At 49.8% G+C, this 19,668-nt stretch carries 17 protein-coding genes; 2 read left to right on the forward strand and 15 right to left on the reverse strand.

The genetic code is table 11. The features are described from left to right. Positions 1-4: 4 nt before the first annotated feature. The 13 genes from rsmH to R50912_RS24555 form a co-directional block, all read right to left on the reverse strand. The gene (gene rsmH / locus R50912_RS24495) at positions 5-958 is read right to left on the reverse strand and encodes a 16S rRNA (cytosine(1402)-N(4))-methyltransferase RsmH (protein WP_042238536.1); all 954 of its coding nucleotides are present in this window, start codon (positions 956-958) and stop codon (positions 5-7) included. A 38-nt stretch (positions 959-996) separates the two neighbouring features. Beyond that, positions 997-1,434, reverse strand: coding sequence for a division/cell wall cluster transcriptional repressor MraZ (gene mraZ, locus R50912_RS24500; RefSeq protein WP_039304237.1), 438 nt, complete (start codon positions 1,432-1,434; stop codon positions 997-999). Positions 1,435-1,637: 203 nt separating this feature from the next. Continuing rightward, on the reverse strand, positions 1,638-2,909 hold the full coding sequence (locus R50912_RS24505) for an adenosylhomocysteinase (protein ID WP_042238537.1): 1,272 nt from the start codon (positions 2,907-2,909) through the stop codon (positions 1,638-1,640). Between the two features lie 403 nt (positions 2,910-3,312). Further along, on the reverse strand, positions 3,313-4,608 hold the full coding sequence (locus R50912_RS24510) for an IS110 family RNA-guided transposase (RefSeq protein ID WP_042234001.1): 1,296 nt from the start codon (positions 4,606-4,608) through the stop codon (positions 3,313-3,315). Between the two features lie 120 nt (positions 4,609-4,728). Continuing rightward, entirely contained in the window at positions 4,729-6,360 is a 1,632-nt protein-coding gene (gene bshC / locus R50912_RS24515) for a bacillithiol biosynthesis cysteine-adding enzyme BshC (protein WP_042238538.1), read from the reverse strand. A 187-nt stretch (positions 6,361-6,547) separates the two neighbouring features. Next, positions 6,548-7,468 (reverse strand): ABC transporter ATP-binding protein, encoded by a 921-nt coding sequence (locus tag R50912_RS24520; protein WP_042238539.1) that lies wholly within the window; start codon positions 7,466-7,468, stop codon positions 6,548-6,550. Then, positions 7,465-8,460 (reverse strand): ABC transporter ATP-binding protein, encoded by a 996-nt coding sequence (locus R50912_RS24525; protein ID WP_042243196.1) that lies wholly within the window; start codon positions 8,458-8,460, stop codon positions 7,465-7,467. Before R50912_RS24525 ends, R50912_RS24520 begins: the two co-directional genes overlap by 4 nt. A gap of 13 nt (positions 8,461-8,473) precedes the next feature. Continuing rightward, positions 8,474-9,421, reverse strand: a complete 948-nt coding sequence (locus R50912_RS24530) for an ABC transporter permease (protein ID WP_039304225.1) — start codon at positions 9,419-9,421, stop codon at positions 8,474-8,476. Between the two features lie 2 nt (positions 9,422-9,423). Further along, positions 9,424-10,356, reverse strand: a complete 933-nt coding sequence (locus R50912_RS24535) for an ABC transporter permease (RefSeq protein ID WP_039304450.1) — start codon at positions 10,354-10,356, stop codon at positions 9,424-9,426. A 228-nt stretch (positions 10,357-10,584) separates the two neighbouring features. Then, complete coding sequence (locus R50912_RS24540) at positions 10,585-12,309, reverse strand: peptide ABC transporter substrate-binding protein (RefSeq protein WP_042238540.1); 1,725 nt, start codon at positions 12,307-12,309, stop codon at positions 10,585-10,587. 150 nt (positions 12,310-12,459) lie between these two features. Then, positions 12,460-12,846 carry a DUF3397 domain-containing protein gene (locus R50912_RS24545; protein ID WP_042238541.1) on the reverse strand — a complete coding sequence of 129 codons (387 nt, stop codon included), beginning with the start codon at positions 12,844-12,846 and terminating at the stop codon, positions 12,460-12,462. A 6-nt stretch (positions 12,847-12,852) separates the two neighbouring features. After that, the gene (locus tag R50912_RS24550) at positions 12,853-13,833 is read right to left on the reverse strand and encodes a ketopantoate reductase family protein (protein WP_042238542.1); all 981 of its coding nucleotides are present in this window, start codon (positions 13,831-13,833) and stop codon (positions 12,853-12,855) included. A 131-nt stretch (positions 13,834-13,964) separates the two neighbouring features. Then, complete coding sequence (locus R50912_RS24555) at positions 13,965-14,612, reverse strand: RsfA family transcriptional regulator (RefSeq protein ID WP_039304213.1); 648 nt, start codon at positions 14,610-14,612, stop codon at positions 13,965-13,967. A gap of 345 nt (positions 14,613-14,957) precedes the next feature. On the opposite strand from R50912_RS24555, the gene R50912_RS24560 reads away from it, so the two are divergent. After that, positions 14,958-15,194, forward strand: coding sequence for a DUF2626 domain-containing protein (locus R50912_RS24560; protein ID WP_042238543.1), 237 nt, complete (start codon positions 14,958-14,960; stop codon positions 15,192-15,194). Positions 15,195-15,441: 247 nt separating this feature from the next. After that, positions 15,442-16,572, forward strand: coding sequence for a coiled-coil domain-containing protein (locus tag R50912_RS24565; RefSeq protein ID WP_052416666.1), 1,131 nt, complete (start codon positions 15,442-15,444; stop codon positions 16,570-16,572). On the opposite strand, the gene R50912_RS24570 is transcribed toward R50912_RS24565, so the two are convergent. Continuing rightward, a complete protein-coding gene (locus R50912_RS24570; protein ID WP_042238544.1) occupies positions 16,564-17,796 on the reverse strand; it encodes an extracellular solute-binding protein in 1,233 nt (410 codons plus the stop codon). The genes R50912_RS24565 and R50912_RS24570 overlap by 9 nt on opposite strands. 477 nt (positions 17,797-18,273) lie before the next feature. Further along, the gene (locus tag R50912_RS24575; RefSeq protein ID WP_039304201.1) at positions 18,274-19,605 is read right to left on the reverse strand and encodes a PhoH family protein; all 1,332 of its coding nucleotides are present in this window, start codon (positions 19,603-19,605) and stop codon (positions 18,274-18,276) included. Positions 19,606-19,668 lie beyond the last annotated feature (63 nt).

Genomic DNA, 19,668 nt, shown 5'->3' on the forward strand with positions numbered 1-19,668 from the left:
TCATTTACAATTTCTCTGCAATGCGCAGTTTGGCTGAACGGGCACGTGAATTCAGCTCCAGTTCTTCTTCTCCGGGTACGATGGGCTTGCGGTTAATCAGTTTCAGGGTTCCTTTGGCGCCGCACACGCAGTAGGGCAGATCAGGCGGACAGGTACATCTGCTTAAATAGCTGCTGAAAATCTGTTTGCAAATCCGGTCCTCCAGCGAATGGAAGGTAATTACGGATACTCTTCCCTCAGGTGCAAGGCAGCGTACTGCAGCATGCAGTCCATCCTCAAAAGCTCCCAGCTCATCATTGACAGCAATCCGCAGACCCTGGAAACTGCGTTTGGCAGGATGTCCTCCTGTCCTCCGCGCAGCCGCTGGAATGCCCTCTTTAATCAGCTCAGCCAGTTCTCCGGTACCTTCCACCGGGCGTTCTTCCCGGCGCTCCACAATTTTGCGGGCAATCCGCCGTGAGAACTTCTCTTCTCCATACTGAAAAAGCACACGGGCTATTTCCTGTTCGCTCCAGGTATTGACGATATCGGCCGCAGTCAGCTGTGCCGACTGGTCCATCCGCATATCCAGCGGAGCATCGTGATTGTAGCTGAACCCCCGCTCCCCTTCGTCAAACTGCGGAGAAGATACCCCCAGATCGAACAGAATCCCGTCCACTTGGGGAACTCCGTCCTTTTGCGGAACAAAAGGCAGTTCCTTCAGTACTTGCTCGAGGTCACGGAAGTTGGTCTTAACCGTAACCACTTTGTCTCCGTACTCGGCCATTCTCTCTTTGGCATTGTTCAATGCCCAGTCATCCTGGTCCAGACAGATCAGCCGGCCTTCGCCGCTAAGCTTGGATGCAATAAGCGAACTGTGCCCGGCTCCTCCGAGCGTACAGTCCACATATATACCATCCTTCTTGATGTGCAGCCCTTCTGTCGCTTCTTCCTTAAGCACCGTGATGTGGTGAAACAAGCTGCATCCCTCCAAGGCAGTAATTCGAATTGTATGTTTTATAGATCAAAATTGAAATCAACCAATTTCTCGGCAATCTCGTTGAACGATTCCTCTGACTGTTCGAAGTACTGCTCCCATAGCTCCTTGTTCCAGATCTCCACCCGGTTCGAAACGCCCAGAATAACACAGTCCTTGTCCAGCTTGGCATATTGCCGCAGATTCCCCGGCAGATTCACCCTGCCTTGCTTGTCCCATACACATTCGGTCGCTCCCGAGAAAAAAAAGCGGCTGAAGGCACGGGCATCCGATTTCATCAGTGATAGGCTTTTAAGCTTTTGCTCCATGATTCCCCATTCTTCCATGGGATAAACAAACAGGCAGGAGTCGAGGCCACGGGTCGCCACGAAGGAGGTTCCGAGCAATTCACGGAATTTAGCCGGGATAATGATCCGGCCTTTGTCGTCAATGCTATGCTGGTATTCCCCCATAAACATGATCTTTCCCCACCCTTAAGTACCGATTCCCCACTTTGCCCCACTTTTCACCACTTAAGCATAATAGATTCGCCATTAAAAATCAAAAACCTTTTTCCTAAGCAAGGTAATTTTTTCTTGTTTGTCAAGTGTCTCTGCAATATTCCGTAAAAAATAAAAACCCGGGCCAGTTGATTGGCTCCGGGCTATTGCAGATCCATTCCTTAGTCGTTCAGATTCCAGCTGTCCAGGTAGTCCACCTGTGCCTGCGTCAGGCTGTCAATGGCGATTCCCAGACTCTCCAGCTTATAACGCGCAACCTGCTCATCAAGCTCATACGGAACATTCTCCACCTTGACGCCGATATCTTTATAATTGTCATTCACATATTTGAGGGATAAGGCCTGCAGCGCAAAGGTGGTATCCATAATTTCTGCCGGATGGCCATCGGCTGCCCCCAGGTTCACCAGACGTCCTTCCGCCAGCAGGTACAGCTTGCGGCCATCCTTCAGCAGATACTCTTCAATATTCTTCCGCACCGTCCGCTGGGAGGTGGAGCGTTCAGCCAGTTCCGGCTTGTTCACTTCAACATCGAAGTGTCCGGCATTGCAGAGGATCGCACCATCCTTCATGACATCATAATGCTCGCCGCGGATAACATACCGATTTCCGGTTACGGTTACGAAGAAGTCGCCGCGCTTCGCTGCTTCCAGCATTGGCATCACATGGAATCCGTCCATGTGGGCTTCTACAGCCTTAATCGCATCCACTTCAGTAACAATCACGTTCGCTCCGAGACCCTTGGCCCGCATCGCTACACCTTTACCGCACCAGCCGTAGCCCACCACAACCACTGTCTTGCCGGCTACAATCAGGTTGGTTGTGCGAACAATGCCGTCCCATGCCGATTGGCCTGTGCCATAGCGGTTATCGAACAAATATTTACAATAGGCGTCATTTACAGCCACCATCGGGAACTTCAGCATGCCTTGCTTCTGCAGCGCCTTCAGCCGGATAATTCCTGTAGTTGTTTCTTCAGCACCGCCGCGGATATTCTCCATCAGGTCAGGACGCTCGGAATGCAGCAGGGTGGCGAAATCTCCTCCGTCATCGATAATCAGATCCGGCTTGCTCTCCAGCGCCTTGATGTTAAGCGCCTTGAATTCTTCAGGAGACGGATTATATTTGGCGAACACGGTGATGCCGTCCTCAACTAACGCGGCACACACATCGTCCTGTGTAGACAGAGGGTTCGAGCCGGTTATCGTAACTTCGGCCCCGCCCGCCTGTACTACCTTGGCCAGATAAGCGGTCTTGGCTTCCAGGTGAAGCGTGATCGATACCTTAAGGCCCTTGAACGGCTGCTGCGCTTCGAACTGCTCGCGGATACGGTTCAGTACCGGCATGTGCTGGCGAACCCAGTCGATTTTGAGATGCCCCTCGGGCGCGAGAGACATATCGGTTACGATACTATTTTCCTTGGACAATGAACTCATGTTATAACCTCCCACTATAAATTAATATTTTCTCTTGTTTGCTCACTCGTTCTTAGGTTTTCAGCCATGGACAGGTTGAGAGTTGGAGAAGTCATGTAAGGATGACATTATTTTCTTGCAGAGCCGGTGGCGGGAATAGAGGTTGGGGGGATTGTCCCCAGCCCATGGATCGTTCCTGTGATCGCACTTTGGATATCCACACCTGTCTCTTGACGGCTTACCCTCCCATGTCACGCGGGGTCTTTGCCCTTACATTCCTTCGTTCTGCCTCTCAAGAGGTGGACGCCGTTTCTTGCTCCTTTACAGGGTCGTTGCCCTTATGGAATTAGTTCCTGCGGCTGCTCCGTGCTTCTTTTGTCTTTGGTGAAACCTACTTCAATGAGCAAAATGAGTTTGGTTTTTCTTAGGCTGCCATCTGTAGCTGGGCCTGACGGACCGGCCCTAACACGCTGTTTGCATCGTATGGAATGTGCTTCGTCCCGAGCGTATGAAGCACGCGAATAAGTTTCCCGCACAACGCCACAAGGGATTGCTTTTTCTTCAGTGGATTCTGACTTCGTGTCGTAAAATACTGGTGCAGTGCCTTGAATTCGGCGTTCTTTGCTACCATGGGCATGACCGCCCGGAACAGCAGGGCCCTCAGCTTTGCACGTCCACGTTTGGTAATACTGGACTTGCCCTTTTTCTTTCCCGAACTATTCTCTTTGAGATTCAGTCCGGCCAGCCGAATAATCTGCTGTCCATGCTCGTAACCACTCAGATCGCCCACTTCCGCCAGGAATCCCGCTAACGTCACTACAGCCACACCGGGCACGGTAAGCATCTCTTTCGTGCCTGGAATTTGCCCTAGTAGACGTTCTACTTCGGACAGAATCTCTTCAAGCTGTCTGGCGAACATGTCATACTGCTCCAGAAGTGTTTTAATCTCGATCTTTGCTGCAGGAAGACCTTCGGTCAGACCGATAGAGCCTCTCGCCGTTTCGACCAGCAATTGGGCTCGCTTCGTTCCCACCGCTCGTTTCACGTCTTTCTTCCACCGCTGAGCGATGGCTTCTGCACCGAGTCCTACGATCTCACCTGGCGTCGGAAACTCGTCTAGAGTAATAAGCGAGGCTTTTCCTTCCCAGTCTTTAAACACCTCAGTGTATTCCGGGAAAAAGCGATCCTGCCAGTTCTGCACCCGCCTTTGCACCTGCCCGAGGTTCACCATGATCTTCTCCCGAAGATTCATGAGAATTCGCAGATCTGCGTAGATACGCGTTGGCAATTTAGGTTCGCTGTATTTCCCATTCCGCACTAAATCGGCAATGACTTTAGCGTCTTTATAGTCGTTTTTCGTGGGTGAGTTATCTTCCAGTTCTTTGCTTTTGTGTACATGATGCGGATTGACAATGACCAAAGGAATGCCGTGCTGTCCCAAATACTCGGCCAGGTTAAACCAATAGTGTCCGGTAGGCTCAATGCCAAAGAGGACGTCGCTCTTGGCATGCTCCCGCTGAAGCTCCTTCATCCACTGAACCAGTTGCTCCAGTCCGGTACGGGTATTTGAGAACACACAATCCTTTCCGAGTTCAATCCCCCGGTAGTCGATAGCGCGAGCCACATGGGTTTCTTTCGCAATGTCTGCGCCTACGACAAGGGTCTTGTCGGAAATTCGTGTAATCCGTTGATTCTGCTTCTTCGATTGTTTATACTTCATGTTGAGTGCCTCCTGTGCTGCAATTGTTCTTTGGCGGAACGTTTCCCAGTATACAGTTGGCGCTTTTTTCATTCAAACCTCAAATTAATTCATTACAGGAATGGCTCCTATAATATATTCCTACATATAAATAATGCGGTGTGTTCCGCTGTAATCGGCTGGTACAGCCATTAGTTCCTCCAGCCAGCCAAGGCCGTAACGGTTCAGATAATACATCATATTATATACTCTCTCCTGCAGTTTACCCAGAGGCATAACGGACAGCTCAATCCGTTCCCACTGACGCAGCGCCGCCTCATTCTGCTTCTCCATCGCATCCAGTGCTTTGCCCTGCAGGAAGGAAATCTGATCTATAATCTTGTCCTTATTGCTGTTCCCCAGCTTCAGCAGACCTGCCTGAATTCCGCCAAGCTGCTCAATCAGCGGCTCGTACATCGCGGAGAATGCGGCTTTGGTCTGTTCAAACCGTTCTTCAATCTTCAGCTCATCCTGTGCAGTTAACCACTCTTTGCGTTTATCATCCAGACCAAGACGCACATCCGTGAAGGACAGTCCGTATTTATCCATATGCTTGTTAAGCGTTCCCTCTATGACTGTAAAAGACATGCGCGGAATAATCAGCGGCATTTGTCCGCCCATTACCTTAAAGGCCTGATGCGGAATCGCCCAGTAAGCCATTTCTCCTTGTCCCAGCACCGTAGCCAGCACAGGCAGTATATAGTCCTGCATCAAGGGACGCGTCAGCACGTTGTTGCTGAACCGCTCAGGATGGCTCTCCAGCAGCTCCAGCAGCTCTGTACGGGAAAAAGATACCACGGATTTCCGGTCTGCGAATCTGTCCCCCTCCTTATGAAGCAGAAGCCGTGCGCCTTCATGTATATAAAAGAGGTTAGCATTCCCGGGTGTCACATCCGCCTGCAGCACGTAACCGCCCGCAGCAATACGATCAGCCGCTGCGGTGTAGGCAGCCTCGAGCTCGTCATTACGCTCGATCATTGCAGCAAACATTGGCATTTCAAGTCTGCGCAGCGCGGAATCGGCAGAATCCAGCAGAATCAGCCCGTATTGACCAAATAGAGAACCCATCAGCTTGGCAAAAGCGGCAGTCATATTGTCCGCACCCAGCGAAGCTGCTGTGACAAACTCCATCACCTGCGGCTTGAATTCGCTATCCTGCAGCAGTCCGTCCAGCTGCCCTACAGCCTGAAGCCAGCTCTCTGCTTCCACCTTGATTTCACTGACAGAAGAACGCGGACCTTCGCCTTTATCCAGCTTAATCCGCGTAATTTCGCCCGTCCGGTTCAGTACATACGTATGATTGACTTCATCCCAGTCATGATCTTCACCGGCAATCCAGAACAGCGGAACAACGTGGCGCCCAAGCTGGGCTGCTGCTTCCCGCGCAGCCTGAATTGTAGTAATTGCCTTATATACTACAAAGAGCGGACCTGTGAACAAACCGCTCTGCTGGCCGCCTGTGACCACCAGCGTATCCGGCTGCTCCAATAAGTCAAGGGAGCGCATTACCGCTCCATGGGCATTATGCTCTGCGTTATAACTGCGTAAGTATGAAACAACCGCGGTACGGTCTGCACGGAGGCTTGCCGTTCCATCAAGCCATTCCGCGCGCTTAACCCGGCTCTCCAGGTTGCGGAAATCCCCGCCGTACAAATGTCCTACAGTTTCATATTGATGTATATAGTCACTGGCGAGCGCAGATCCGCCCGGAAGTGGTTCCGGTACAACATTCATATGCATTTGCCTCCTGTTCTACTATAACCTGCTGTATGTAATCATAAATCGGTAAACCCTTTATGATTGTATCCAAAGTTAGGTGCGGCGTCAAAGAAGAAGCGCCGGCATGGAACTATACAAGCATATATTGAAAGAATAGACGAGAGCTAAACGCTCCCGCCTACGGTGATAATGCTGTTAAATTTTAAGCGAACTGTTTAGCAACAAAATGTCCCTTGGACACTTCGACCAGCTCATAATCGCTATCATTGGTTTTTTCATTTGCACTATAAATTGGGCTGCCCAGCTCATCATGCAGATGAATGCGTTTCTTGTTCGCTTCCACTTCCGGATCCGGAACCGGAATCGCCGAGAGCAGCGACTTGGTGTACGGATGGATCGGGTTAGCGTACAATTCTTCGCTTTCCGCAAGTTCAACCATTTTACCCAGGTACATAACAGCTACACGGTCACTGATATGCTTAACCATGGACAGGTCATGCGCAATGAAGAGATAAGTAAGTCCGAGACGATCCTGAAGTTCTTTGAGCAGGTTGACTACCTGTGCCTGAATGGACACGTCCAGTGCCGAGATCGGCTCATCGCAGACGATGAACTTAGGGTTAACCGCAAGGGAACGGGCAATACCGATACGCTGGCGTTGTCCGCCGGAGAACTCATGCGGATAGCGGGTGGCATGATCATGGTTAAGTCCAACCATATCCAGCAGCTCTTCAATCCGCTTCTTGCGTTCCTGCCGGCTTCCGGCCAGACCATGAATGTCCAGGGCTTCACCGATAATGTCCGATACCGTGAACCGCGGGTTAAGCGATGCATACGGATCCTGGAAGATCATTTGCATATCACGGCGCATCGCCTTCATTTTGCTGCCGGACAATTTGTAGATATCTACACCATTGTATTTCACGCTTCCTGCAGTCGGCTCGTACAAGCGGAGAACCGTACGGCCTGCAGTAGTCTTACCGCAACCGGACTCCCCTACCATACCCAGGGTTTCGCCTTCGCGAATCGAGAAATTAATATTATCAACAGCCTTAAGAACTCTTCCTTTACCTACATTGAAATACTTCTTAAGACCTTCTACTTCAATCAGATTCTTACTCAAACGAACTGCACCTCCTTGGCCATCGAATGCAGATTCCAGCAGCGCGCCATATGCGTTTCGCTGAACTCTGTGGCGCCGGGATCGATCTGTTCGCAAACATGCATTGCTTCGCTGCAACGCGCTGTGAACGGGCAACCGACCGGCGGCTTAATCAGATCCGGGGGAGTACCGATGATCGGAATCAGCGGCTCACCCTTCTTTTGGTCAAGACGCGGCATCGACCGCAAAAGACCTTTGGTGTAAGGGTGCTGGGGATTCTTGAAAATCTCCCAGCGTGTCCCTGTTTCGACCACTTCACCAGCATACATTACGATGACCCGGTCACACATGCCGGCAACCACGCCGAGATCATGTGTAATCAGGATGATGGAGGTCCCTAGTCTTTGCTGCATCTCTTTCATAACTTCCATGATTTGCGCCTGAATGGTTACGTCAAGCGCCGTTGTCGGCTCATCCGCAATCAGGAGAGCCGGGCGGCAGGCCAGAGCAATGGCAATCATTACGCGTTGGCGCATCCCGCCGGAGAATTCGTGGGGATATTGGTTAAAGCGAGCCTCCGCATTTTTAATGCCTACTAATTGCAGCATTTCAATACCTTGCTGTTTCGCTTCGGCCGCTGACATATTCTGATGTTTGATCAAAACTTCGGTTATCTGTTTGCCCACTTTGATAGTTGGGTTCAAAGAAGTCATCGGGTCTTGAAATATCATGCCAATATCTTTGCCGCGAATCGATTCCATTTGTTTCATGCTTAGGTCCAGCAGATTCTTTCCTTGAAAAACAATCTCGCCTTGCTTCACTTTGGAGAGCGGGGCAGGAAGCAGCCGCATAATCGACTGTGCAGTGACACTTTTGCCGCTGCCGGATTCACCGACAATAGCAACGGTCTCGCCTTTGCCTACTTCAAAGTTCAACCCGCGTACAGCCTGAACTTCTCCGCCTTTTACAAAAAAGGAAACTTGCAAATCCTTGACTTGCAGAATGGGTTCCATCATTGTTCACCTCCTATTTCTTCAGCTTGGGATCCAGTGCATCACGGAGACCGTCACCAAAAATATTAAAGGAAAGCATCGTTAAGCTGATCAGGATAGCCGGGAACAGGAAACGCCACGGATAATAAAGCCAGCCAGTCAGTGAATCATTAATCATCGATCCGAGGGAAGCTACAGGAGCCTGTACACCAAGTCCGAGGAAACTCAGGAACGCTTCAGCAAAGATGGCATTTGGTACAGACAGTGTAATGGTTACGATAATCGGACCAACCGCATTCGGCAAAAGGTGTTTGAACAACAGTCTTTTTGACCCTGCACCCATCGAACGCGAAGCCAGAACGAACTCACGGTTCTTCAGCTGCATAATCTCTCCGCGGACAATCCAGGACATCGTAATCCAGCCCGTTATCGTCAGCGCCAGGATGATCGTCCCAAGGCTTGGTTCAAGCACAACCAGGAGAAGGATAACAACCAGCAGGTAAGGAATGGAGTAGAGAATTTCAGATACTTTGTTCATGATATTGTCTACACGTCCACCGAAATAACCCATGATTCCGCCGTAGATAACCCCGATCAAAAGGTCAATGGCAGCGGCAGCCAGGCCGACAATCAGTGAGATACGTGCACCGTACCAGGTACGGACAAAGATATCGCGACCCAGATCATCTGTACCAAACCAGTGCTCGGATGAAGGAGGCTTGTTGGTACTGAGCAAATCATTGGAGTAGTAATTGTACTTTGAGAACAACGGAGCGATAAGCGCCGCAAGGATAATTAGTCCGAGAATACCCAGTGCTGTCATTGCCATTTTGTTCTGGCGCAGACGTTCCCAGGAATCCCGCCAGGCAGACAGACTTTCGCGCTGAATGACTTCAGCTTGCCGTTCATCAATTCCGATTTTACGGAAATCTTCCGGTTTCAGGTTCGCATCCTGCGATACCACATTTTTGTCAGAAGCCAATTTTAGCCCTCCTTTCCACCACTTAGTTTGATACGCGGATCTACAAACACATAAGCTATATCCGTGATAAAGCGTGCTAGCATGAGCAATACGCCATAGAAGATCGTAATCCCCATAATAACGGTATAATCACGCACGCCAATCGCTTCGACGAATTGCTTACCGATACCGCCGACTCCGAAGATCTGCTCGATAACTACAGAACCGGTTACGATGTTAGCCGTCATAGGTCCCATGTAGGTTACAACCGGCAGAATTCCGTTCCGCAGTACGTGACGGCTTAGGATTGCTGCCCAGCTTAGGCCTTTGGCCTTAGCCGTCTTGATGTAATCTGCATGCAGCACTTCCAGCATACTTGAGCGCGTTAGCCTCGCTATAAAGGCTATCGGCTGTGCCGAGAGTGCGGTTACAGGTAAGACATAATACAGGGGACCCTTAAATCCGGAAACCGGGAACATGTGGAACTTATAGGCGAACACATATTGAAGCAGCGAGGCGACTACAAAGCTCGGAACTGCAATCCCCAGCACCGCCAGCACCATGGCCGCGCTGTCAATAAACTTGCGGTGATAGAGTGCCGCCATCATGCCGAGAAAGACTCCGACAATAACCGACACTATAATTGCGATAACCCCCAGCTTTAGAGACGCCGAGAACGTTTGTCCGATCAAGTGAGTTACATCCTGATTCAGACGCTTCATAGATACACCCAGATCACCCTGGACAATTTCACCCAAATACTTGAAATACTGATGATAGAGCGGCTTGTCCAATCCATATTGCTCGTATAAACGCGCTTTTATTTCCGGCGGAACTTTCTTTTCAGAAGTAAACGGGTCCCCCGGAATGGCTTTCATCAGAAAAAAGGTCGCTGAAATTAGCACAAACAGCGAGACAAGCATATAGAAGAACTTATTGGCAACATAACGAACCATCCCCATCAACACCTCCTTCGACATTTTTTTTGAGACACATAATTAGATTTTATGAAAAAAATGGCCATTTGTCTAATTTCTTATTTTGTAAGTTCGTGAAATCTTTAACAAAAAGCCTGAAATGCAAAAAAAAGGGATATATATGGAATTCCACATATATATCCCGAAGTATATTGCTACCTTCAGACAACCACTATTCAGTTAAGCTAACCGAAGGTTCTACAATTCTTAGTGCTCAAGCAGGTAAGCACGAGTGAAGTCGATTGCACCGCTGAAGTCAAGAGTTACACCTTTGAGGTACTCTTTAGTCAGGGAGTTGTTTGTGTAGTAGTAGAACGGAATCAGAATCATATCATCTTCAATGATCATTTTTTCAGCTTTAGCAAACATTTCTTGGCGTGCTGCCAGGTCGGAGCTTGCTTTAGCGTCATTGATCAGCTTGTCGTATTCAGGGTTAGCGTAACCAGTATCATTGTTACCGCCGCCTGTTACCCACATATCCAGGAAGGTCATTGGATCATTGTAATCCGCAGTCCAGCCGGCACGTGCGATCTGGTAGTTCAGGTTTTGACGGTTGTCGATAAATACTGCCCATTCCTGGTTAACAGTGTTTACAGTGATACCCAGGGCTTGTTTCCACATATCAGCTACAGCCAAAGCGATTTTCTTGTGGCCTTCACTTGTGTTGTAAGACAATTCAACCGGTGGCAGTTCAGTCAGACCTTCTTCAGCTAGACCTTCAGCCAGCAATTTCTTAGCGGCTTCTGTATCTTCTGTGAAGTAGCTGTCTTTAACTGCTGTACGGAATTCACCGTCAGCGCCAGCGATACCCGGAGGTACAAAGCCGAATGCTGGAAGTTGTCCACCCAGTGTTACGTTGTCGATCAGCGCTTGACGGTTAACAGTCATCGCCAGGGCTTTACGGATTTTAACGTTGTCGAAAGGTTTTTCAGTGATGTTGAATTCATAGTAGTAGGTACTTGCGATACCTTTTCTCTGGAATTCGTTAGGAAGCTCTTTTTGTACAATTGGAATCTGTTCTTGCGGGATTTCACCGTGTGGTGCACCAGCACGGTCAAGCTCACCGTTCTTGTAGCTGAGCAGTTCAGTTGCGCCGCTGTTTACCAGGGAGAAGTCAATTTTAGCAAGCTTGATGTTAGCAGCATCCCAATATTTATCGTTCTTGCTTACTTGCAGGGATTGGCCGGTAGTCCACTCAGTCAATGTGAACGCACCGTTAGTGATCATAGTATCTTTGTTTGTTGCCCATTTAGTATTACCCTCAACGGATTTGTGTACAGGGTAATAAGTATAGAAGGACAGAAGGCCAAGGAAGTATGGAGTTGGTGCTTTCAGCGTAACTTCAAGAGTTTTCGCATCAACAGCTTTTACGCCCACTTCGTTGAAATCTGTAACTTTCTTTCCATAATATTCTTCAGCGTTCTTCAGGTAGTACAATTGGTAAGCATAAGGTGCAGTTGGATCTGTGTTAGGATCCAGCACGATTTTCCAGGCGCGAACGAAGTCAGCAGCTTCTACAGGGTCGCCGTTGCTCCATTGTGCATCACGCAGTTTGAATGTATATACCAGACCGTCAGGGGAAATTTCCCAAGATTCGGCAATTCCCGGCTCAGCTTGGCCAGTTTCGTCATTCATGCGGGTCAAACCTTCATACATAGTTTTCAGGACGGTATTCGCTTGGCTGTCCTGAGCTTGAGCAGGGTCAAAAGTAGGTGGTTCTGCAGTCAGGTTGACTCTAAGTGTCTGGTCAGCAGCCAGTTTCTCGTCACCGGTTGTTCCTGTGTTCGTGCTACCTTCATTACCGGCTGCATTTGTTGCTGCAGCATTGGTGCCGCTGTTAGCATTGTTATTGTTTCCGCCGCAGCCAGCAAGCACTGTGCCGATAACCAAAACTAATGCGAACATGAGCAATAGACTTTTACTCTTCTTCATCTAGCAGTTCCCCCTAAATAGAATGTGGTATATGGTTTATGATTATACAACCAGTGGTCAAAAAAATCTAGAGCAATATTTTCTGAAAACGACTTTTTTTTAATTCTTTAAAATTTTGTGACGTTGACGCTTCACCGGAGCAGTGGAACATTACATCGCTTGTGATATGTATCGTATGAGGCCTACAATCATAAATATTACGTAACTGGTCCCCATAAAAAAGAACGAAAGCCGCCAAACTGCCCGTAATAACCGTTTTCCGTCGACCGATCCCTTAAGCCGGTTTTGCGCGCCTCCAATCAGTCCAGCGGATATTAATACAATAAGTAGTATAAGAAAGAACCCGAAATTCGAATGAAAGATCGTATTAAATAATCCTGAAACTGACAGCAGTAAAAATAAAGTAGTCACGTCCATCGCCAGCAGAAAAGTTTTCCTCTTCTCTTGCTTAAGACCGATGCCCGCGAAATATACGATTAAAAAAGGAACAATCGGAATAACGCTTAATACGCCGAACGAATTCCGCAAAAATTCCAAACAGCCTCACCTCTCCCTCACAGTCATGCCCTCTACCAGTCCGCAGATCCAGCGGTGCAGCGGAACCTCCACCCCGTGCTGCAGCCCCATATTCACAATGCTTCCGTTAATCCAGCGGATTTCCGTTTCCCTTGAAGCAAGCACATCGGCCAGCATGGATGAAATATTGCCCGATGTAGCCCGGCAAACTTCAAGAATGGCCTCCCAGACATGCTTCTCATAGGTAATCCCGCAGGCATCATAGGTCTGTACAGCCTCTGTGTACAGTTCCTTCATGATCTGTACACGCTCAGGTGAAGCCAACAGCCCGCCGTTTGGGACCCGCCATATTGCGGTTAGAGGATTAATTACAGCATTGATCAAGAGCTTCCGGTAAATGATGGTATCCACTTCTTTCGACAGAGAGGCGTTGAATCCTGCTGTTGCAAGGGCCTTAGCAAAACTTATTGTGCCGCCATTACCCCAATCCTGTGCGTTTGATTCATTGTGATGTAGAGATTGATTGCTTTTCCCTATACAGATTTCCCCTCTACCTGCATGAATAACCTCTGTTAATGTTTTCCTCTTGGCAGCCTCAGTGGTTACCGCCACCCAGAGGGAGGATTCCGGCAGAAGCTCCTGCAGCAGCTCTAAGTGTCCACAGCCGTTCTGGAAACATATCATTGTAAGATTCCGTTCTTGAAGCGGCCGCAGAATCTCCGGAAGCTCATGATGCAGCACCGTTTGTTTGACCGTTATCAGCGTAACCTCTCCCGGATCAGCCAGCTGCCGTTGCGTATACTTACTCACTGGTTCAGCCGAGAAGCGGTCACCCTTAACGAATATTGCCTCTCCGCCGTCCTCATAGCTGACTGTTAGACCACTGCTTGCTAATTCTCTGCACTGCTGCTCACTCCGGCACCACAGTCTGACTTCGCTCCCCGCACTGATGAGCTTGCCGGCAAGCAGGAGGCCGAGCGCCCCCGCCCCTATGATATCAATCTTCATGCATACGCCTCCTCCTGCCGCCGGTAATTTTCCTAATTATATCCTGCACCTCCGCTCAAAGCAAAACACAAAAAATCCTGCAATGCCGGTGCCGTGAGGCACTGGGATGCAGGATTTGCGGGATTCATGTTCTATTCGATCCGTTCCAGGTTTCCATTCGCGTCCATTTTGAAGCGGGTTTTTTCCTCTTCTTCTTCATTTAGAAATGCGAGTCTGCGGGCCCGGTCCATAATCTGGATCAGCGCTTTGTAATCATCATTGACTACACGGTAATCGCTCTGGGCTAGATTAACTTCCTTGGATAAGCGTTCATTCTCTGCTCTCAGCTCCGTCAGTTCATCTTCCTTCTCTCGCAAATCCCGCTCCAGCATCTTCAGCTGCCGCCCAGCCTCCTGGAACGTGCCTTTCCATTGTCTCAGAAACCGGATTACCGCATCAATCGATAAGCTGTTCTCGCTTAACCCTTCGCTTCGTCCGTAATCCTCTTCAATGTCTCCGAGAATCAGTCCTGCTACCTGCGCACCTCTGGAAGCCGGCTGTTTCTTCAAATAACTTCGTTTCTGACGCTGGCCTTTTGCAATCCCGATAGCATCCTCGTAACTTTTGCGTACGCAGCTGTTCCAGCGGAAACCGCAGGCAGCCGAGGTTCTGCCGATTTTTTCACCCACCTCTTCAAAAGCAGCAAGCTGTGTGCTGCCCTCACGGATATGACGCAGCGTTATTTCTGCCAATATCAGATCATCTTCCGCACTCCAAGCATCCTGTCTAACGGCTGTCATAAAGCCTAACCCTCCTAACAACATCATGAAATAACCATCTTCAGAACCGGCAGCTCCGCCGGGTAGTGAATAGGGATAAAAGCTGCTTACTCCATTTCTATGCCTCTATTAGAGTTCATAGAATCTATTTGATACTAAATTGTATTGCCATTTTGGCTGAACATCATACTTACAATGCTATAAATTCTTTAATTCCACGAGAAAAGCTTGTGTCAATTATAAAAATCATAAATATTATGATTTCCTGCTTTTTTTTCAATGAATTCGTTTACAGTGTTTTGCCGAGCCGTTATAATGAAAGGTAAGCAGCAGTAGCCGGATTCATACTGGAAGGGGGACTCTCTCTTGGACCGCATGTTTCGCGTATTGGGATTTTTCACACTCGTTATCGGACTTATGGCTTTCGCCGGTGATCTTACAGAAATGGCCCTGCTATTCTTTTTACAAACCGCTTTTTTTGTGATCCTTGGCTACATGAAATTCACGGAAAAGACCTACATTCTGCTTTTCTGGGGTTATATGATCCTGACCTTCTCGGGCTTCAGCTATTGGACAGTCTTTCAGATGGGTCTGCCGCTGTAACGAATATACAGTACTGAAACGGATAGTGTTCCTTTATCTCAAGGAGCATACTCCGTTTTTTTATTTTGAGAATTGGGGTCCCCGCAAAGTACCTGAGTAATCCCCGAAGCTAGGCCCCACTTTGTGGGGTAATTTTGTTTGTCCGAATGTAGTTCCCGGATGCCGAAACAGGGTATGATATTTTAACAGGCAGAAACATATTATTAGTACATACCTATTACTCAACTCTGTTCAAGGTGGTGATGTGGTGTTATTCCGCAGTTCCTTACGCCGGTTATTTGCAGCTCTACTCCTTCTCACCTGCACACTTCTGCCGCTGGCTTCACCGGTATATCTGTCCGCCGACCCAGGTTCCGGCCTCAGTGCTTCAGCACCTGCCGTTCCGGATAATGAAGAAACCCGCAAGCTGCTCGAACAGACTCTGTCCTCAGGGGAAATTGAACGGGAGATTGTCCGGATTACGGCAGAACAACAAGCACTTGAAAGTGAAGTCGCCACGCTGACCCGGCAGTCGGCCGCCAAACAAACGGCCATTGCAGATCAGCAGGAACGCGCAGGCGCAGTTGTGCGGGCTTATTATATGGGGGAACGCGATGGATTGCTTGCAGCCTTACTGTCCGCCAAAAGCATCAGCAGAGTACTCGCTCTTTATGATTATTATGAGATTATTATGGGGCAGGACCGGGACACGCTGTCGCAGTATGAAACACAATACAAGGATTTGAAAAAAACAATTGCGGCCGTACAGCGCAGCTCTGAAGAGCTTGCCGGGCTCAAAACAGCACTCCAGGAGCAGCAAAAGCGTGTGCTTGCTTTGAATGAAGAAATTGAGGGCGGTATTCAGGCCAGTACAGATCCTGAGCGCATGGGGGTACTGCTGGAGGAATTCAGTAAATATTGGGAGAATATCGGAATACATGAGGTTAAGACTTATTTCAAGGCGTTATCCTCGGCGATGAAGCATCTGCCGCAGTTCGTCCAGGACCGGGACGGTGTGCTGGTACGTAAGGGGATGACTTATAATCTTGCGCTGAAGGAAAAGGATTTGAACGAATTCCTGGTCACGCAGAATACGCTGTTCAAGGATTTCGCTTTTCATTTCAAGGATAACGAGATTACAGCCACGGGCAAGAGCGGCGGGCTGTCACTGACATTGACCGGTCATTACACCATTCAGGAGGAACCGGTCAACGGATTAATGTTCCATGTGGACCATGTGGTCTTCAATGGACTGGAGCTGCCGGATACCACCCGTCAGGCGCTGGAGGAAGAGTTCGATCTGGGATTCTATCCGTCAAAAATCGTCTCATTCCTGCATGCCACGGAAGTATTCAGCTCGGACGGCGTGCTCCATGTCAAGCTGTCCCTCTCATTCTGAGGCTGCGGCCGCGGCTTGGTATCCCGCCGCATCCAGCTTGCCGGTCAAGAGCAGGATTGCCGCTTCCGCCTTGCGGCTCCACTCGCCCTCAGAGTCTGACTCGGGGGCATTGTCATCGGTGAGGAATAATTTGGAGTCGAACGGAAGCCGGGAGATTTCAGGCAATCCGGAGCGGTACAACTCATCCAGTGCAGGCAGATGGTCGGTATTCTCCAGCCATTCCAGCTGAGCCGAGCTTGAAGTCACATAAGCCAGCCATTTGACCGCTGCTTCAGGGCTGCCGGATTGTGCCGGGAGCGCAAAAAAGCGGCTATGGATTGCCTCGTAGATGTTGTAGCCCGTCTGTTCCAGCGGCGCTTGGACCGCCAGTGTGGAGTTTCCATATTTTTTCCATTCGGAGAGCGGCACTACGGCCACCGCAAGCTTACCATCCTGCAGCATATCCCAGATATTCTGATTAAACCGGCTGGTCAGAAAAAAATATCCTCGGGCAGCTTCGGTCCACGCCGCTTGCGCTTCACTCATAGACAGCAGTCTCCCTCCCATGCTATGCAGTACAGCAGCATAACCATAAGGATTCCGCGTATCCATTGCCAGCAGATAATGTTCCTTCGTCTCTTCCCCGTTCAGCCGGCCTAGCAGTCCATTCCATTCTTCCAGACTTGAAGGTGCCCCGGAAAGACCCCACTCCGCAAGCCGCTGCGGAGAATATACCAATACATAGGGATCAATATCGAGCGGAACGCCCCAGTCGTATCCGTTCCACTGCATTTGCTGGATCAGCATGGTAAGAGGGGTGCTCCCGGGAACACTCTGGTATATATCTACAGGCAGCAAATATCCGCGGGAAGCCAGATCAAAAATACTGTGGCCGTCCAGCATCACAATATCCGGACTATCCCCGACCGTCAGTTCCTCGCGTACCTGAGCTGCCCCGTCTTCTTCAGCATCCACATTGGTCAGCTGTACGCTGACCCCGCTCGAAAGGCTGTAATTTTGGCTGATCCGCTGCAGTACACTAAATTCCAAACTGCTGAGTGATACGCGGATGGTCAAGCTCTGCTCGTCCCCAAGTTCACCTGAAGGGGGGCGCTTCGATTGGTCCAGCGGCTGTCTGGGCGGATAGCTTCCCTCATCCGTGTCCAGCTCCATGCCGGGTGACAGGCTTGTCAGCGACAGCAGCAGAACAGCAAACAGCAGCCAATAGTTTTTGCGTCTCAGCACGTGCTTCTCTCTCCTCCCGCGATCCTCGTCTTCCTCATTTTAGCAGACATATACGTGCTTGTCTGCGTTTGTGAAAACGTTCTCTTTCTATTATATAGGTGTGAACGGCGTGAGGGGGTGAGTCTGATGAACCGGTCGCCGGTTGGGCGGTATTCGCACCTGCGGTGAATATTTGGACTTCCGGCCGCTGTTGTCTCCAGATTTCTTCGATTAGTCCGCTGTGCGCGGTTGAAATCCGGAGACAAAGGCGGACGCTCCCGCTCCTACAGTTCCAAAATCCCCCTCCGGTGCTCCCGCCATATCGGCTCAGCTCTTACAGCCTGACCCCCCACCGTTCCGGGGGCGGGGCAGACAAAAGCCGGGAGTGGTCATCTCCCGGCCGTGATTGTGCTTATCAACCGGCGGACTGCCGGCTAATGAAGCTGATAGAGCTGTAGTGCATAAAACCATAGTGCATAAAGAGTTAAAACTAAGCAGCTACAGCAAATCCGCAGCCAGCTGAGCCAGATGCGAACGCTCACCCTTCTCAAGCGTGATATGGCCGCTAATGCCCTGCTGCTTAAATTTCTCAACGATATAGCTGAGCCCGTTGCTCGCGGCATCCAGATAAGGATGGTCGATTTGCTCCGGATCTCCCATCAGAATCACCTTGCTGCCTTCACCGGCGCGGGAGACGATCGTCTTCACTTCATGCCGGGACAGGTTCTGCGCCTCATCAATGATGATGAACTGCGACGGAATCGAACGTCCGCGGATATAAGTGAGCGCCTCTACCTGGATGCTGCCCAGGCCCATCAATATTTTATCGATATCTCCGGCTTTTTTGGTATCAAACAGGAACTCGAGGTTATCATAGATCGGCTGCATCCAGGGACGGAGCTTCTCGTCCTTCTCCCCCGGCAAATATCCGATATCCTTACCCATCGGGACTACAGGACGCGCGATCAGGAGCTTCTTGTATTTATGTTCGTCCTCCACCTTGAACAGTCCGGCGGCAAGCGCCAGCAGCGTCTTCCCTGTACCCGCTTTACCGGTAATGGTCACCAGCGGAATATCATCATTCAGCAGGAGCTCAAGCGCCATCCGCTGCTGGGCATTCCGGGCGCTGATGCCCCACACCGCATCATTGCCGAGGTACAGCGGTTCGAGCCGGCTGGCATCACTGTTCACCTTGAGCAGTGCCGATTTGCCGCTGCCAATCTCATCCTTCAGAATGACAAATTCATGAGGGTAGAGCGGGTAGGACAACGACAGCTGCTTGATAGACAAGAAACGGTGACTATAATATTCATCGATCAGCGAAGGATGCACCATCAGCGACTGGCAGCCGGAATACAGCTCATTCAAATCTCCGGTTCGGTCGGATAAATAATCCTCCGGTGTTATGCCAAGCACATCCGCTTTGATGCGGACGAGTACATCTTTACTTACGAGTACCACAGGGCTGGGGTCAGCCTTTTCATTCTCCTCATGGAGATAATTGAGGGCAACAGCCAATATGCGGTTATCGTTCGAGACCTCCCCGAACATCTCCTGTACCTTTACGAAGCTGCGGTGGTTAAGCTCTACCTTCAGCGTGCCTCCATGTTCCAGTACCACACCACTGTGCAGGTGGCCCAGTTCCCGGAGTCCGTCTAACAAACGTGACACGGTGCGGGCGTTGCGGCCGATTTCATCGGCATTACGCTTCTTGGAGTCGATTTCTTCCAGGACTACAGCGGGAATGACAACTTCATTCGCCTTGAAAGCAAAAATCGAATTGGGGTCGTGCAGTAGCACGTTAGTGTCTAGTACGAATATCTTTTTCATGGTATCCCCTCCACAGCGCCTGGTTTGATTGATCATACATAACTCTATTCAGCAAGGGCAAGA

Origin of the sequence: Paenibacillus sp. FSL R5-0912 (assembly GCF_000758605.1) — a bacterium.
Taxonomy (GTDB): domain Bacteria; phylum Bacillota; class Bacilli; order Paenibacillales; family Paenibacillaceae; genus Paenibacillus_AQ.

Bases quoted from the DNA above. Each gene is read 5' to 3' on its own strand.
- mraZ (WP_039304237.1), bottom strand. From the start codon at position 1,434: ATGTTTATGGGGGAATACCAGCATAGCATTGACGACAAAGGCCGGATC.
- R50912_RS24505 (WP_042238537.1), bottom strand. From the start codon at position 2,909: ATGAGTTCATTGTCCAAGGAAAATAGTATCGTAACCGATATGTCTCTC.
- R50912_RS24510 (WP_042234001.1), bottom strand. From the start codon at position 4,608: ATGAAGTATAAACAATCGAAGAAGCAGAATCAACGGATTACACGAATT.
- bshC (WP_042238538.1), bottom strand. From the start codon at position 6,360: ATGAATGTTGTACCGGAACCACTTCCGGGCGGATCTGCGCTCGCCAGT.
- R50912_RS24525 (WP_042243196.1), bottom strand. From the start codon at position 8,460: ATGGAACCCATTCTGCAAGTCAAGGATTTGCAAGTTTCCTTTTTTGTA.
- R50912_RS24535 (WP_039304450.1), bottom strand. From the start codon at position 10,356: ATGGTTCGTTATGTTGCCAATAAGTTCTTCTATATGCTTGTCTCGCTG.
- R50912_RS24540 (WP_042238540.1), bottom strand. From the start codon at position 12,309: ATGAAGAAGAGTAAAAGTCTATTGCTCATGTTCGCATTAGTTTTGGTT.
- R50912_RS24550 (WP_042238542.1), bottom strand. From the start codon at position 13,833: ATGAAGATTGATATCATAGGGGCGGGGGCGCTCGGCCTCCTGCTTGCC.
- R50912_RS24555 (WP_039304213.1), bottom strand. From the start codon at position 14,612: ATGACAGCCGTTAGACAGGATGCTTGGAGTGCGGAAGATGATCTGATA.
- R50912_RS24575 (WP_039304201.1), bottom strand. From the start codon at position 19,605: ATGAAAAAGATATTCGTACTAGACACTAACGTGCTACTGCACGACCCC.